At 37.4% G+C, this 15,566-nt stretch carries 14 protein-coding genes; 4 read left to right on the top strand and 10 right to left on the bottom strand.

The features are described from left to right. Positions 1-14: 14 nt before the first annotated feature. From AB3U99_RS18825 to AB3U99_RS18835, 3 genes are all read right to left on the bottom strand, one after another. Entirely contained in the window at positions 15-1,388 is a 1,374-nt protein-coding gene (locus tag AB3U99_RS18825) for an aldehyde dehydrogenase (RefSeq protein WP_400243158.1), read from the bottom strand. Between the two features lie 332 nt (positions 1,389-1,720). Beyond that, positions 1,721-2,494, bottom strand: a complete 774-nt coding sequence (gene aroD / locus AB3U99_RS18830; RefSeq protein WP_400243160.1) for a type I 3-dehydroquinate dehydratase — start codon at positions 2,492-2,494, stop codon at positions 1,721-1,723. A gap of 33 nt (positions 2,495-2,527) precedes the next feature. Then, entirely contained in the window at positions 2,528-3,058 is a 531-nt protein-coding gene (locus AB3U99_RS18835) for a shikimate kinase (protein ID WP_400243161.1), read from the bottom strand. A 388-nt stretch (positions 3,059-3,446) separates the two neighbouring features. Between AB3U99_RS18835 and katA the strand changes: the two genes are divergently transcribed. Together katA and AB3U99_RS18845 are read left to right on the top strand one after the other, a co-directional pair. After that, entirely contained in the window at positions 3,447-4,901 is a 1,455-nt protein-coding gene (gene katA / locus AB3U99_RS18840) for a catalase KatA (protein ID WP_400243163.1), read from the top strand. 582 nt (positions 4,902-5,483) lie between these two features. Continuing rightward, positions 5,484-6,344: an aldo/keto reductase gene (locus AB3U99_RS18845; RefSeq protein WP_400243165.1), complete on the top strand. Its 861-nt coding sequence runs from the start codon at positions 5,484-5,486 to the stop codon at positions 6,342-6,344. A 75-nt stretch (positions 6,345-6,419) separates the two neighbouring features. On the opposite strand, the gene AB3U99_RS18850 is transcribed toward AB3U99_RS18845, so the two are convergent. The 4 genes from AB3U99_RS18850 to AB3U99_RS18865 form a co-directional block, all read right to left on the bottom strand. Beyond that, positions 6,420-6,545 carry a hypothetical protein gene (locus tag AB3U99_RS18850; RefSeq protein ID WP_263479846.1) on the bottom strand — a complete coding sequence of 42 codons (126 nt, stop codon included), beginning with the start codon at positions 6,543-6,545 and terminating at the stop codon, positions 6,420-6,422. Positions 6,546-6,649: 104 nt separating this feature from the next. Next, positions 6,650-9,082 (bottom strand): heavy metal translocating P-type ATPase, encoded by a 2,433-nt coding sequence (locus tag AB3U99_RS18855; RefSeq protein WP_400243167.1) that lies wholly within the window; start codon positions 9,080-9,082, stop codon positions 6,650-6,652. 82 nt (positions 9,083-9,164) lie between these two features. After that, complete coding sequence (copZ, locus tag AB3U99_RS18860; protein ID WP_400243169.1) at positions 9,165-9,371, bottom strand: copper chaperone CopZ; 207 nt, start codon at positions 9,369-9,371, stop codon at positions 9,165-9,167. A gap of 12 nt (positions 9,372-9,383) precedes the next feature. After that, positions 9,384-9,728 carry a metal-sensitive transcriptional regulator gene (locus tag AB3U99_RS18865; protein ID WP_400243171.1) on the bottom strand — a complete coding sequence of 115 codons (345 nt, stop codon included), beginning with the start codon at positions 9,726-9,728 and terminating at the stop codon, positions 9,384-9,386. A 130-nt stretch (positions 9,729-9,858) separates the two neighbouring features. On the opposite strand from AB3U99_RS18865, the gene AB3U99_RS18870 reads away from it, so the two are divergent. Next, complete coding sequence (locus AB3U99_RS18870) at positions 9,859-10,506, top strand: GntR family transcriptional regulator (RefSeq protein ID WP_400243172.1); 648 nt, start codon at positions 9,859-9,861, stop codon at positions 10,504-10,506. Positions 10,507-10,726: 220 nt separating this feature from the next. On the opposite strand, the gene AB3U99_RS18875 is transcribed toward AB3U99_RS18870, so the two are convergent. Further along, positions 10,727-11,152: a MarR family winged helix-turn-helix transcriptional regulator gene (locus AB3U99_RS18875; protein ID WP_400243174.1), complete on the bottom strand. Its 426-nt coding sequence runs from the start codon at positions 11,150-11,152 to the stop codon at positions 10,727-10,729. Positions 11,153-11,276: 124 nt separating this feature from the next. Between AB3U99_RS18875 and AB3U99_RS18880 the strand changes: the two genes are divergently transcribed. Further along, positions 11,277-12,764 (top strand): MFS transporter, encoded by a 1,488-nt coding sequence (locus AB3U99_RS18880; protein WP_400243176.1) that lies wholly within the window; start codon positions 11,277-11,279, stop codon positions 12,762-12,764. A 118-nt stretch (positions 12,765-12,882) separates the two neighbouring features. On the opposite strand, the gene AB3U99_RS18885 is transcribed toward AB3U99_RS18880, so the two are convergent. Together AB3U99_RS18885 and AB3U99_RS18890 are read right to left on the bottom strand one after the other, a co-directional pair. Next, positions 12,883-14,450, bottom strand: a protein-coding gene (locus AB3U99_RS18885; protein ID WP_400241628.1) for an IS3 family transposase whose coding sequence is annotated in 2 segments (ribosomal slippage) — positions 12,883-13,799 and positions 13,799-14,450 — 1,569 coding nt in all. Because the reading frame shifts where the segments join, the coding sequence is not laid out codon by codon here. A gap of 256 nt (positions 14,451-14,706) precedes the next feature. Continuing rightward, positions 14,707-15,477: a MerR family transcriptional regulator gene (locus AB3U99_RS18890; protein WP_400243177.1), complete on the bottom strand. Its 771-nt coding sequence runs from the start codon at positions 15,475-15,477 to the stop codon at positions 14,707-14,709. Positions 15,478-15,566 lie beyond the last annotated feature (89 nt).

A 15,566-nucleotide genomic window follows, 5' to 3' on the forward strand; every position in this document is an offset into this window, starting at 1 on the left:
CCTCCTAATGCTAATTATTTTAGCACTTTACGAATAATTTTTTCCTTTTTTTCTGTATACGGTGGGAAAAGAATCGGGATATCTACTCTAACACTTTTTCTGAGCACACTTCTTTGATGCGAAAAGGTTGTAAAGCTATATTCGCCATGATAAGCTCCCATGCCAGATGCGCCTACTCCACCGAAAGGCAAATTTGGCGGAACAATATGTGTTAGTACATCATTTATAGAAACTCCCCCAGATGATATAGCATGGATCACCTTTTCTTCCGTCTCTTTGCTATTTGTAAAAAGATAAAGAGCTAGAGGTTTATCTAGCTTTTTCATCGCTTCGACTGCTTCGTCTAATTTTGTATACGATAAGACAGGTAAAATCGGACCGAAGATTTCTTCTTGCATAGAAGCTGATGCCCATGTAGCATCCAGTATAGTTGGTTCAATAAATCTTGTTTCGATATTACTATTCCCTCCAAATAAAATCCCTTCCCGGTCCGCTTCTAGCATTTCTCGTAAGCGAAGAAACTGTCGCTCGCTCACAATTCTGCCGAAATCCTTCCTATCTTCAATCTTTTCTCCAAAATAATTCATTAGTGTATTTTTCAACTCAGCGATTAATGGCTCTTTGACAGATTCATGAACCATAATATAATCTGGAGCGACACAAGTTTGACCGGCATTTAATGTCTTTCCCCATATAATGCGCTTGGCCGCTATCTTCAAATTTGCTGTTTCATCAATAACAACTGGACTTTTTCCACCAAGCTCCAACGTAACAGGCGTTAAATGCTTGGAAGCTGCTTCCATTACGATTTTTCCAACCTTTGTGCTGCCTGTAAAGAAAATATAATCAAAGTTAGCATGTAGTAACAATTGATTTGTATCCACTCCTCCTTCTACAGAACATATATAGGAAGGTTCAAAAATAGTATTAACCATATCCGTTACCACAGCTGAAACAGTTGGCACAAGCTCGGAAGGCTTTAATATTGCGCAATTCCCTGCAGCAATTGCTCCAATTAATGGTTCAATCAATAATTGAAATGGATAATTAAAGGGACCAATAATAAGAACCGTCCCATATGGCTCGGAAAGAATCTCTCCCTTGGAAGGAAATAGGCTCCATGTACTTTTTACTTTTTTAGGCTTCATCCATCTTTTTAGATATTTCATTGCATGACGTATGCTATTAAGCACAAAGCCTATTTCCGATGTATAGGACTCAAAAGGATGCTTTCCTAAGTCTTTCTGAAGGGCTTCTATTAATCTTTGTTCATTTTCTAAAATAGCATTTTTCAATTTTTCCAGCTGCTGCAGCCGGAATGTATAGAGCAATGTTTTTTGGGATGCGAAAAATGTTTTTGTCTGTGCTAATCTTTCGTCTACGTTCAATTTCAACAGCTCCGTTAATGAGTATCGTTTAAGTTTGAGTGTACCAACTTTTTCTTTCTTTAAGCAAGTTTTATAGACGATTCTCTTTAATCGGGAACAATCTTTTAACTAGCTAGTCCGTTTTATTTAATTGGATGAAAAAGGATTTCGCAAAAGAAAGAAATAAGATTCGTTCTTTTGCGAAATCCTTGTCATAAAGGGAAACTTCCTTCAGTGGGGGTTCCTTCTCCACCACTGATGGTTAGTTGAACCAATCGGACCTTTACGGACAGTTGCTCTCCCTCCTAGCTTTCTCGAATTTCCATTAACAAGGGGGAGAGTCTTACTGTCCGTTAAGAGTGGGATAAACTTTTATGTAAAATATTTAAGATATTCCTTAATTCTTCAATTGGAATTTGCCCTGGTGCTGATGCCTTTTTTGCTGCTGCAAACGTGATAGCTGAGCCAAATATTTCTCCTGCCATTCTACTCACAGCCCCTTTTCCTCCCATGGCCATTGTTACAATTGGTAGATCTGCAGCAATTTCCTTCATCGTTGCCGTTGCATCTAACAATGTTAAAACATCTTTAACAGATTGAGGCATGACTGCAATTTTCGGAATATCCGCACCCAATTGTTGTGCTTTCTGTAATCGAGAAAGAATTTCCTCCTTCGATGGTGTTATTTCAAAGTCATGATTAGATAGCACGACTTTGATTTGCTGTCCATGCGCCAGCTTAATAACTTCCTTCATTGCTTCTTCGTCGGTAAATAATTCCATATCTAGTAAATCAACCAGCCCTGTTTCTACCACCCTTTTATTTAAAAGAAAATAAGCTTCCTTCTCTATCTGTCTTTCTCCACCCTCATCAGCTGTTCGAAAAGTAAATAGTAAAGGAATATTTCCAATCGTATTTCTTATTACGTGAAGGGCATCTATCACACTGCCTATCTCATCTACTTCTGAAAAATAATCCCCTCGCCATTCTATTATATCGATTGGAAGCTCCTTAAGTAATGCTGCCTCTTCCCTTAGCTCTAGACTTGTTCTCCCAATAAGGGAAACACATATTTTCGGCAGTCCTTCACCAATGAAAACATCTCTTACCTTAACGCTTTTACTCACCTTTTTCCCTCCAATAACCCATTTCTCTATTATTTAAGCAAGATCCAAGGAATCTATTACGGATTCTACTATTTCCTCTAGCTCTTTCCCATCCATTTTCACCTTCAAATGATGGTTTACATAGATTGCCTTTCTCTCATTAAATAAATTCTTTATTTCTTCCTCTGATTTCCCTTGTAATACTGGCCTGCTATCGATAATAAATGGAATTCTTTGCTTCCATGCTTTAAAGGACATGTCCAAATATATGACGATACCATTTTCAAGACAGCTTTCCCGAATGTCTTCTTGTAAAAAAGCTCCTCCCCCAAGGGATATAACTTTTTGCGTCTGTTTGGATAAAGCTCTAATCATCTCTTTCTCCTTATTTCGAAAGAACGCCTCTCCGTGATGGTGGAAAATTTCGGAAACCGACATGTTATATTCTCTTTCTAATTGATGATCAACATCTACAAAATCTCGTTGGAGTTTATTTGCTAACGCATTTCCAATTGTTGTTTTCCCTACCCCCATAAACCCAATTAATATAATACTTTTCTCTTTTGCTGATTCCTTTTGCAACATGAAGTAAAGCCCCCTATATTCTATTCCGACGAAAATCTTTCTTTCATTATAAGGGAAATACAGTCTTTATCCTAGCAGATTATGAGGAATAAATCGGATACTCCATTCATAAAGTGTACGGATATAACTATTTTCTATTCCACAAATAAATAATCTTCATTCATGCTTCCTTAATTCTCATTCATGTATTTCTGTTCTCTATTAGTCCTATTTATAAAATCTTATACTTTGTCAAGTATTAAGTATTCATTAGTATGTAAAACCCTTTCAAATTATATCCCCCGGAAAACTTATTTATAATTATTATAAAATTATATTGATTTTTTATTTATAGATGATATTATAATATACATATGCTAAAGAACTAAATTATGAGGTGATTTTTTATATGTCAAATAATCGATTAACTACTAGCTGGGGAGCACCAGTTGGGGACAACCAAAATTCCATAACCGCTGGACATCGTGGACCTACTTTAATACAAGATGTACATTTACTTGAAAAATTAGCTCATTTTAATAGAGAACGTGTACCTGAGCGTGTTGTTCATGCTAAAGGGGCTGGAGCTCATGGATATTTCGAAGTTACGAATGACTTAACAAAATACACAAAAGCTAACTTCCTATCTGAAGTAGGCAAAAGAACACCAATGTTCATTCGCTTTTCAACAGTTGCTGGGGAACTAGGTTCTGCTGATACGGTTCGTGATCCACGTGGATTTGCAGTGAAATTTTATACAGAAGACGGAAATTATGACATCGTTGGTAACAATACACCTGTATTCTTTATTCGCGATGCGATTAAATTCCCTGACTTCATTCATACACAAAAAAGAGATCCAAAAACACACTTAAAAAATCCAACAGCTGTATGGGATTTCTGGTCTCATTCACCTGAATCTTTACACCAAGTATCAATTCTTATGTCAGACCGTGGTATTCCTGCAACACTTCGTCATATGCATGGATTCGGAAGCCATACCTTTAAATGGGTGAACGAAGACGGAGAAGGCGTTTGGGTTAAATATCATTTCAAAACAGAACAAGGGGTTAAAAACCTTGATGTAAATCTAGCAGCTAAACTTGCTGGGGAAAATCCTGATTATCATACAGAAGATTTATTTAATGCGATTGAAAAAGGAGATTTTCCTGCTTGGACACTTTATGTTCAAATCATGCCATTAGAAGATGCAGAAACGTATCGTTTTGATCCATTCGATGTAACAAAAGTATGGTCACAAAAAGATTATCCTTTAATCGAAGTTGGTCGTATGGTACTTGATCGTAATCCAGAAAACTACTTTGCAGAAGTAGAGCAAGCAACTTTCTCTCCTGGAACATTAGTACCGGGTGTAGAAGTTTCACCAGACAAAATGCTACAAGGTCGTTTATTTGCTTATAGTGATGCACATCGTTATCGCGTAGGTGCAAACCATAATGCACTTCCAATTAACCGCCCTCGCAATGAAGTAAATAACTATCAACGCGATGGCCAAATGCGCTTTGACGGCAATGGTGGCGGTTCTGTTTATTACGAGCCAAATAGCTTTAGCGGTCCAAAAGAAACTCCTGAAAATAAAACAACACCATTTGCGGTATCTGGAGTAGCAGAAAGTGTTGCATATGATCATAACGATCATTACACGCAAGCTGGGGATCTATATCGCTTAATGTCTACAGAAGAACGCGAAAGATTAGTTGCAAACATTGTTGGCGCAATGAAACCTGTAGAATTAGAAGAAATCAAACTTCGTCAAATTGGTCACTTCTACAAAGCAGATCCTGAATACGGCACAAAAGTTGCTGAAGGTTTAGGCTTAAGTGTACCAGAGACAGTAAAATAATAACGTTTTGTTGAAAAGCCCTCTATCATGGAGGGCTTTTTCTTTCTATTTAAAGGAAGGGTTCACTCAAGCTCTAAAACCTTGGTTTGTTAGTAAATTACCCTTTTTAGCAAGACTTCATGGCGATTTGTAGGTGGATGCTTGCAGCTTTTCTCCTTTTACTTGCAACTTACTGGGATTTACTTGCGACTCCCACCTTTTACTTGCAGCTTTCCTCCTTTTACTTGCAACTTACTGCCTTTTACTTGCAGCTTTCTTCCTTTTACTTGCAACTTACTGCCTTTTACTTGCAGCTTTCCTCCTTTTACTTGCGACTCCCACCCTTTACTTGCAACTTACTGCCTTTTACTTGCAGCTTTCTTCCTTTTACTTGCGACTCCCATCCTTTACTTGCAACTTACTGCCTTTTACTTGCGACTTCTCTCCTTTTACTTGCGACTTCTCTCCTTTTACTTGCAACTTTCTCCTTTTACTTGCAACTTTCCTCCTTTACTTGCGGCTCTCCCCATCTCAATCATTTGAAAAATCAACCAGAAACCGATACTCTTAGGATAGTAAAAACTATTATAATGAGGTGAAATAATGGAGTTATCAATTAATACCACAAAAAAACTAAGCAATGGAGTAGAAATACCCAATTTGGGCTTTGGTGTTTTTTTAGTTAACGATCCAACAGAATGTGAACAAAGTGTCCTTGCTGCAATTAAAAACGGATATCAGTCCATTGATACAGCTACAAGGTATGAAAACGAAGAATTTGTAGGCAATGCAATTAAATCGGCTGGTGTACCTCGTGAGGAATTATTTATTACAACAAAGGTTTGGGTAACCGACTTCGGCTATGAAGAAACAAAAAAAGCTTTTCACGAATCCTTAAAAAAATTGCAGCTTGATTATTTAGATCTTTATCTCATTCATTGGGCAGCACCTGGCTTTGAAGAGACATGGAGAGCATTAGAGGATCTTTATGAAGAAGGCTTAGTCCGTGCTATTGGCGTATGTAATTTCCAAATTCACCATTTTGAGAAATTGGCTGAAACAGCAAGAATAACGCCAATGTTAAACCAAGTAGAAACACATCCCCTTTTCCAACAGGTAGAATTAAGAAATTATATGGCACAGCATAATATCGCACATGAAGCTTGGGCCCCGCTCGGTCAAGGAAAAAATGGATTATTCGATTTGCCAGCTTTAGCAGCCATTGCCAAAAAGCATAATAAAACAGTTGCACAAGTTATTTTACGCTGGCATTTAGAACGAGATACCATTATTATTCCTAAATCTGTACATGAGCATCGTATTATTGAAAACGCTGATTTATTTGACTTTACACTCGATGCAGACGATATTAAAACGATTGCTTCCTTAGATACGAATCGACGAAGCTTCGGAAATCCGGATGATATCGAACGGTTTAAAGCAATGCAAGAAGCAGCAAAGTAATTTTATAAACAAAATTAAAAGCATACCAACTCGTCTGTTGGTATGCTTTTCGCACAAAAACCCTATCCAATTAATTTACTGTTTCTTATTAGTAGAAGCCCATTGATTATCTGTCGCTGTCTTATGCTGTTTTTTGCTTGTAACTTCTGTATTTGCAGTTGCCCATTGGTTATTTACTTCAGATTTTTTCTGTTTCGCCATTATTCGTTACCTCCTGCTAGTAGTTATAGACGTACAATTCTAGTATGAGATAAAGTTGCTAAGATTATGAACCCGACCGAAAAACTTTTTATAAACCAATAATCTTAAAGCTTTAAACGTTGCAAACGAAGGGCATTTAATACGACAGATATAGAGCTAAATGCCATAGCCGCACCAGCAAGCCAAGGTGCTAACAATCCGATTGCCGCAATCGGTATACCGAGTGTATTATAACCGAATGCCCAGAATAAATTTTGCTTAATATTGGTAAGGGTCTTTCTGCTTATTAAAATACTGTCTGCAATTGCTTGTAAATCCCCGCGAATGAGTGTAATATCAGCTGCTTCCATTGCTATATCCGTACCAGTCCCAATTGCCATTCCTATATCTGCTAGGGCAAGTGCTGGAGCATCATTTATTCCATCCCCGACCATGGCTACTTTTTTACCTTGTTGCTGCAGTTTTTTGACAGCCTCCGCCTTCCCATCTGGGAGTACCTCAGCAATTATATGCTCAATCCCAGCTTGTCTCCCAATCGCTTCTGCTGTTTGCTGGTTATCTCCAGTAATCATCATGACTTCTATGTTCATCTGTTTCAATCGTTTAATTGCCGCTTTTGACGTTTGTTTAATCGTATCTGCAACTGCGAGAAGACCAGCATAATTACCATTTACGCTTATAAGCATTGCTGTTTTCCCTTGGGATTCAAGCTCTTTCATGTGGGGAAGAATTTTCCCAACATTTATGCGATAACGATCCATCAACCGGCGTGTTCCGACTAATACTTCATTACCATCTACATTTGCACGAATTCCAAATCCTGGAATCGCTTCAAATTGAACTGTATCTGGAAGTAGAATCCCTCGATCCGTTATTCCTTTGACAATCGCCTCTGCAAGGGGATGCTCTGATTTACTTTCTGCTGCCCCAACTAAGGATAATAGTTCTTCTTCTTTCCATTCTGTTACTACATCTGTTAAAACAGGCTTCCCATTTGTGACCGTTCCTGTTTTATCTAATAAAATGGTGTCAATTTTATGCGTCATTTCCAGGTGTTCTCCGCCTTTGAATAAAATCCCATATTCTGCAGCTCTGCCTGATCCAGCCATAATAGAGGTCGGAGTAGCAAGCCCCAGCGCACAAGGGCAAGCAATAACTAGTACTGCGATTAACTTCTCTAGGCTTTCTGCAAAATCTCCAGGTGTAATGAAGAAATACCATAAAAGGAACGTAATAAGTGCAATACTTACTACAATTGGAACAAAAATACCTGAAATATGATCTGCCAAACGTTGAATTGGTGCCTTAGAACCTTGAGCTTCTTCAACTACTTTTATAATTTGCGCAAGTGCTGTCTCTTTACCGACCTTTGTAGCCTTCATTTTTAAGAAGCCATTTTTATTAATGGTGGCGCCAATGACTGAATCTCCCGCTTGTTTATCGACTGGAATACTTTCACCAGTAAGCATCGATTCGTCAATCGCTGACTGTCCTTCGATGATTTCTCCATCTACAGGAATTTTTTCTCCTGGTTTTACAAGGAGTGTATCTCCTACTAAAACCTCTTCAAGAGGAATTTCCCTTTGCTCGCCATTTCGAATAACAATGGCAGTTTTCGCCTGTAATCCCATTAGTTTTTTTATTGCTTCTGAAGATCGTCCCTTTGCTTTCGTTTCAAATAACTTGCCAAGAATAATTAACGTAATAAGAATAGCACTTGTTTCAAAATATAGACCAACAGGATGACCTAAATTCCCTAATGTCTGGAAGGATAGATAGACACTATAAAAATAAGCAGCAGAAGTTCCTAATGCGACGAGAACATCCATATTAGCACTCTTATTTTTTAATGCTTTATAGGCGCCTATATAAAACTGCTTACCCACTAAAAATTGAACAGGGGTTGCCAGAGCCATTTGTATCCATGGATTCATGAGCATCTCTGGGACATAGAGAAAAGAAGTAAATGTAAAGTGACCAACCATCGCCCATAAGAGAGGAAGAGATAAAATCATGGAGAATATAAATTTCCGTTTTTGTCTTTGAAATGCTTCTTCCTTTTTGTTTATGGTTGCTTGCTTAGACTCCTTCTTCGTTGCCCCATAGCCAAGCTTATTTATTTTTCCAATTAATTCATCCGTAGCAACACTTGCCGGATTATACTCAATTGTTGCATTTTCTAAGGCAAGATTAACGGTTGCATCATGAACACCGGACATTTTATTTAACCCTTTTTCAATACGAGTTGCACAGGCAGCACAAGTCATTCCTGAGATATCTAATTCGAGTTTTTCTGTTGTTACTCCATATCCTAATCCTTCAACTTTTTCTTTAATTTCATTTGTTGAAAGTTCCTCTTCTCTATACTTAACCGTTGCCTTTTCGAGTGCCAAATTGACTGTTGCAGTTTCTACGCCTTGCATTTTATTAAGACCTTTTTCAATACGAGTTGCACAAGCAGCACAAGTCATTCCCGTAATCTCAAAGGTCTGTTCCTTTATTTTCCCCTTACTTTTCATAACACTTTGTTCGGCCATATCACAAAACTCCTTATACCTATACAGGGTATATATTATTGAAAATAAAAATGTGCTGACAAATGCACATTTTATCATTGTATTACTTTACATCATAGCCTTGCTCATCGATTGTTTCTTTAATCGTTTCAAGATCAACTTCACTAGCATTAAAAGCAACATCAACTAATCCTTCTTTTAGGTTTACTTTAACAGCTGAAACTCCAGCAAGCTCGCCAACACTTCCTTCTACTGCTTTCACGCAATGATTACAAGACATACCTTCTACTTTCAATGTTACGTTTTCCATTTAAAACACTCCTTATTTTTTCATTAATTTTTGAATTGTGGTTAAAACCTCATCCACAACTTCCATGTCTCCTTCTTGAATACGCTCAACAACACAGTTTTTTAAATGTCCTTCTAACAAAATCTTTGCTACACTATTTAAGGCAGATTGTGTAGCAGAAATTTGTGTAATAACGTCATCGCAGTACGTATCTTTTTCGATTAAACCTTTTAACCCTCTAATCTGGCCTTCAATACGATTTAATCTGGTGACTAAATTTTGCTTTACTTTGTCTGAATGATGACTTTTTCTGTCACTAGTAACATGGCAATTTTCCATTTCTTGTTCGTTATGTTCCAATAAAATTCCACCTCCCATAGATATCGTATATTTATATCATACCCAAGTATGGTATAAATGTAAAATGAAATGATTTGACAATTTTGTGAATGATTCTACGAACTTACTCTTTTCCACTAATATAACCGAAATATGATATATTAATGCTATGAAAAATATTAAACAAATTCCTCGTCTATCATTAAGAGAACAAGTATATGAACGGTTAAGATCAGCAATCATTCATCTTGAATTAAAGCCTGGTGAAAGAATTAACGATAAAGCATTGGCTGAACAATTTGGTGTAAGTAGAACTCCGGTACGAGAAGCACTCAAAAAATTGGAGGATCAAGGATTAATTGTAACTTCTCCAGGTTCCGAAACAATTGTTAGCCTAATTGAAGTAGAACAAGCAATGCATGCCTTTACAGTTGTTGCTTCCCTCCATGCATTAGCTGCTAAAATAGCTCTAGCCACTTTGTCTATTAGTCATGTCGAACAAATGACGGCAATAAATAACGAATTTGCTGCGGCACTAAAAGTAGCGGATCGGTTTAGAGCAATCCAAAAGGATGACCAATTCCATGCAATTATTTTAGAAGCATCTCAAAATCCTGAAATAGTTATAGCTTTAGATCGTCTTCTTCCTAAAATCCGTCGACTTGAGTTATTAAAATTTAATGCCTTGGATGGGCAAAAATCGATTGAACAGCATCAGGAAATTATTGCGTGTATATCTAACGGGAACAAGAGCCAGCTTCCAACATTGATCGAAAATAATTGGCTAAGCTTGGCTGAATATTTAACTAAAAAATAAGATGATTCACCATTCTTACTCTCAAGTGGGGATATTCCCCCCACTTATTCTCTATTTTTCTTATCCTCTGCTATACTGCCACTCATTAATTCAGGATAAAGTGAAACTAACCATCATTGGGGGTTTTCCTTCATCCCCCAATGATGGTTAGTTGAACCATTCGGACCTTCACAGACAGTTGATCTCTTCCTCGAATTCTCACAAACAAGAGGTGAGAGTCTTACTGTCCGTTAAGAGTGGGATAAATCTTTGTTAATAATTGAAGCAATTGACGCTCTTCTTCAGCAGTCAAATTTCTAGTAATTTCTTCGTTTAGCCTTTCTAACACATCTTGTATATGTGGAAAAATGTTTTGTGCTTTGGCTGTTGGATATAAATTATTAGAACGTCGATCATTGTTATCGGTTTGTCTATCAATATATCCGACGTTTTCTAAATGCTTTACAGCTCTTGCTGTTGTTGCTTTATCAAACTTTAAAAGAGAGGAAAGTTCATCTTGGTTAATCCCCGGCTTGGCAATAATCGTTTTTAAAAAAGCGTGCTTCCCACCATTCCCTAATTCGAATGGCTTTAATTCCTTCGAAAGGAATTTCTGATTCTGCCGATGAATCATCGATACAATCCTTCCAATTGGCATTTCATTCATATTGTTTTCCCCCTCGGATAGTTTCACATAAGAATGCAGAGACTAATTTCACTGATTGTAGCATACAAAAAAATAGTTGCTTATGCAACTAACTTATTTTAAAATGAAGCAAGAATAGTTGCTTATGCAACTAAATAAAAGAGGTGATTATTTGCATCCTTCCGTAAAAGAAAACAACAACGAAGTTCATCAACGTAGATGGCTCATTTTTACCGTTTTAAATATATTTACGTTTATGTCCACTCTCGATGCAAGTATTGTGAATATTGCGCTACCGACTATTTCTAAACAATTAGGTCTCGCTTTTGCAAGCTCGCAATGGGTTGTTATTAGTTATTTACTAACAATCTGTACCGTTATCCTATTCTTTGGAAAATTGGGGGATATGTTTGGAAAAATTAGAGTCTTTAAATGGGGATCGGTTCTATTTATCATTGGCTCTTTCCTTTGTGGATTAAGTAATTCTCTTTCCTTTCTAGTCATTTCTCGGATTATCCAAGCGATCGGCGCATCAATGACGATGGCAAATAGCCAAGGAATAGTCACAGAAATTTTCCCAGCAAAAGAAAGAGGAAAAGCATTGGGCTTAATTGGAACGTTTGTCTCCTTAGGGAGTATCACTGGACCAAGCTTAGGTGGCATTATTATCTCAAGTTTAGGGTGGGAATACATATTCTGGATTAACATTCCAATTGGGATTATTGCTATTTCATTAGCATGGAAAATACTTCCTAAAGATGTAACGTTAACAAAGACTAAGATAGATGTAGCAGGAAGCTTATTATTCAGCTTTGCCATTATTCTTCTTATCGGCGGTTTATTACTTGGTCAGCAATTTGGATATGCTAACTGGATGATTATCTCTTCCATCCTTATAGGAATAATTATATTTATCAGTTTTATCATCGTGGAATATCGCAGAGACAGTCCAATGCTAGAGCTCTCTATCTTTAAAAATCCACTTTTTTCAATAAGTATCTTCTGTGCGTTTATTGTCTTTATCGCAAATTTTTGTTTTAATATCCTGTCTCCCTTTTACACACAGGATATTCTTGGGTTGTCAGCGTTACATTCAGGTTATATTCTTATGCTCTTTCCAATTACCATGGCGGTTGTTGCACCTTTAAGTGGAGCATTATCCGATAAAATAAGCGGACAAGCTATTACCTTTGCAGGACTACTAGTAATGATTGTCGCACAAATCGGTTTAACTTTTCTTCATGAAGGAAGCACACTCACAAGTTTAGCTTTATGGATTATTATGCTTGGTGCAAGTACTGGTCTCTTCCAGTCCCCTAATAATTCTTTAATTATGTCGACTGTGGAGCGGAAACAACTAGGAATCGCAGGCAGCATTAATTCACTCGTTCGTAATTTAGGAATGGTAGTCGGAATTTCCCTTGCAACGAGCATATTATTCTCTGTTATGAGCATGAAAGCAGGCTATCGAGTAACTGCCCTCATCCCTGGTAGACCTGATATTTTTCTTAGTGGGATGCATGTAGTATTTCTCGTTTCCAGCAGTCTTTGTTTTGTTGGCCTGCTTCTTACAGGATGGAGATATGCGACTTCTCGCAAAATAGAAGCGAAAAAAGTCAGAAATGCTTCTTGATTTAGTGATTAACCAAAGAGGCTGGGACATAAGTATTCCAGCCCAAGTTAAAGCCAAACAATTACACGAAATTTGAACTGCCCCCCGTCAAGTAGACAGCGGAAATAAATAAAATATTCTAAGCGGCTTTAGCCCTGTATTCTAAGGGGCTAAGGCCGTTTAGTCTTTTTTGTAATCGTTCATGATTATAAAATCGTATGTACTCTTCAATGTCTTGCTTCAACTCTTCAAAAGTACTGTACTTGTTCAGATAATACTTTTCACTTTTCAATGTTCCCCAAAAAGCCTCCATCGGTCCATTATCGATACACCTTCCTACCCTTGACATACTTTGGACCATTTCTGCTTTATCAATTTTCCTTTTAAAAGCTCGGGAGGTGTATTGAAATCCTCGATCACTATGGAAGAGGGGTTTTGCTCCTGGGTTAACTTCTAACGCTAAATCGAATGTTTTAAATACCAGCGGATTATTATTAAAATTGCCTAACATATAGCTTACAATGGAGCCATCGTACAAATCTAAAATCGCACTCAAATAAGCCTTTTGTGAGGCTCCATACTTCATTTCAGTCACATCTGTTAGCCATTTTTCATTTGGCTCATCTGCGTTGAATTCTCTGTTCAAAATGTTCTCAACCATATGTTGTGGTGTGCTTGGCTTATACTTTTTACCTTTACGTCGAATTACCGAGTGAATTCCAGCGATTCCCATCAATCGGTATACACGTTTATGATTTATAGGCTTTGATAAGGTACGGTTTAGGTTCATCGTAATGCGGCGATATCCATATATACCGTCCACCTTCGCATAAAGATTCTTTATCTCCTCTAGAATTTGCTCATTCAACTTTTCATTCTCGGAAGGGGTACGATTAAGCCATTTATAATAGGAAGAACGTTGAATTTTCCCAATTTCGCATAATAGCACAATGGAGAATTTCTCTTTCTCATGAAGTTCCTGAATGACTACATATTTATCGGTCAATCGAATTTGGCTTAAGGACGTTTCTTTAAACGCCTCCTTTCGAGTTCCTCCAACTTTTTTAAGAATGCATTCTCAGCCCGAAGGCGCTCATTCTCTCTCTCCAACCGTTTCATTTCACGCTGGATCTTCTCTTCTGGAGTTAACTCTGGTTCTGACTTACGTTGGCCTCTCTTATCTATTAGACCTTCTTCTCCGTGTTCCTCATACTTTCTCACCCATTGATAAACCTGTTGATAGGAAACATTGAACTGTGTCGATGTCTGTTGATAATTTTTGCCGTTCTGTAAGCTGTACATAACGATTTCCAAACGCTCTTCTTGTGTGGTAGACCGACCTTTAATCATAGAGTTGTTCATCCTTTTCGTCTCTTTTAATTCTCTATGATCATTATACTTCTTTATCCAATCTTTCAACACCGAACGACTGGATATTTCATATTTATGTGTAATCTCAATCAGAGAATAGCCCCCTGAAAGATAATCAAGTACTGCAGCAGTTTTTACCTCTTTGGTATACCTTTTCCATCCACTAGAAGCTTGAAGTCCAGACGTTCCATAGGTCTGAAATAGATAAAGCCAATCGTGTAGAGCTCTTGTTGAAATGCCATATTGTTGACAGAAGTCTGAAATTGAAGTTTGTCTGTCCACATAAGCCATAATTATTTCAAATTTCTCTTGCGCTGAATATGCATTTTTCGCCATGAAAAAGCCCCCAATAAAGTTAAACAGATTTTTTACTATTTCATCTGTCTACTTTATTGGGAGCATATCAATTTCGTATGATTGTTTGGCTTTTTAATTAGCTTGTAAAAAAGCTGTTTCAGTTGTTATCACCCGCAGCCTGAATACACTTCGCTTTCTAGTATGAAAAACTAGCCTTTATTTAAGAGCTAAATTAGAGATTGGTCGTCTTTACAGAGTGGCTATTTAGTTTTGTCCCAGCCTCATTTAGCTAACGCTAACTTTCAGAAGACATGCCTGTATAGATTAATATGGCATCGCGTAAAAAGGCTGTTGCGCCAACTTGTACTTTGTCATAATAAGAGGTAAAACGATCATCAGCAACATACATTTCTGCAAGTCCTGCATGTGCCTCCTTTGTATATTCCGGCCATGTGAAAGAAAGCCATTGCTTGTGCAAATCCGCTGTTTTTTGCCCAGCCTGCCCAGCGGGATTCCCTTCCTTTAATGCTTCTTGCAAGCTGGAAAATAGTGTTTTCTCCACTTCAACCATGCTTCGATAATCATTTTCTGACATATTCATTAGTTTAGCATTGGATTGATCAATAATCTCTTCTCCATACTTTTCTCTTATTTCTTTGCCATACTTCGCCTCGTTATCTTCTATCATTTTCTTTTTAAAACCTGCAAATTTTTCTTGATCAGACATCGTCCTGCTCCCTTCTATTGTTTCCATCGTTTTTTCTACATTCTCAATTAACTGATGTAGCTGTTCTTTTTTAGCCAGGAGTTTTTCGTGATGTTCCTTTAATGCCTCTTTGACTTCAAAAGAAGGGGAAGCCATCATATTCTTAATAGTCTCTAATGGTACATCTAGCTCACGGTAAAACAGAATTTGCTGTAATCTGTCTACCTCATTTTGTCCATAGATACGATATCCTGATGAATTGATTCTCGCCGGCTTGAGAATTCCTATTTCATCATAATATCGCAATGTTCTTGTACTTACTCCCGCTAACTTCCCTAATGCATGTACGGTGTATTCCATCTGTTCACCTCCTGACTCTTCCATCGTAAACATTGACGCAACGTAAATGTAAATAGTTTTTCTATATATTTTTTAATCTTTTATTATCA

The sequence above is a fragment of the Niallia tiangongensis genome (assembly GCF_044704065.1).
In the GTDB taxonomy this organism is placed as follows: domain Bacteria; phylum Bacillota; class Bacilli; order Bacillales; family Cytobacillaceae; genus Niallia; species Niallia tiangongensis.

Bases quoted from the DNA above. Each gene is read 5' to 3' on its own strand.
- AB3U99_RS18865 (WP_400243171.1), bottom strand. From the start codon at position 9,728: ATGGGAGGTGGAATTTTATTGGAACATAACGAACAAGAAATGGAAAAT.
- AB3U99_RS18875 (WP_400243174.1), bottom strand. From the start codon at position 11,152: ATGAATGAAATGCCAATTGGAAGGATTGTATCGATGATTCATCGGCAG.
- copZ (WP_400243169.1), bottom strand. From the start codon at position 9,371: ATGGAAAACGTAACATTGAAAGTAGAAGGTATGTCTTGTAATCATTGC.
- katA (WP_400243163.1), top strand. From the start codon at position 3,447: ATGTCAAATAATCGATTAACTACTAGCTGGGGAGCACCAGTTGGGGAC.
- AB3U99_RS18870 (WP_400243172.1), top strand. From the start codon at position 9,859: ATGAAAAATATTAAACAAATTCCTCGTCTATCATTAAGAGAACAAGTA.
- AB3U99_RS18880 (WP_400243176.1), top strand. From the start codon at position 11,277: ATGCAACTAAATAAAAGAGGTGATTATTTGCATCCTTCCGTAAAAGAA.
- AB3U99_RS18845 (WP_400243165.1), top strand. From the start codon at position 5,484: ATGGAGTTATCAATTAATACCACAAAAAAACTAAGCAATGGAGTAGAA.
- AB3U99_RS18850 (WP_263479846.1), bottom strand. From the start codon at position 6,545: ATGGCGAAACAGAAAAAATCTGAAGTAAATAACCAATGGGCAACTGCA.
- AB3U99_RS18890 (WP_400243177.1), bottom strand. From the start codon at position 15,477: ATGGAATACACCGTACATGCATTAGGGAAGTTAGCGGGAGTAAGTACA.
- AB3U99_RS18855 (WP_400243167.1), bottom strand. From the start codon at position 9,082: ATGGCCGAACAAAGTGTTATGAAAAGTAAGGGGAAAATAAAGGAACAG.
- AB3U99_RS18835 (WP_400243161.1), bottom strand. From the start codon at position 3,058: ATGTTGCAAAAGGAATCAGCAAAAGAGAAAAGTATTATATTAATTGGG.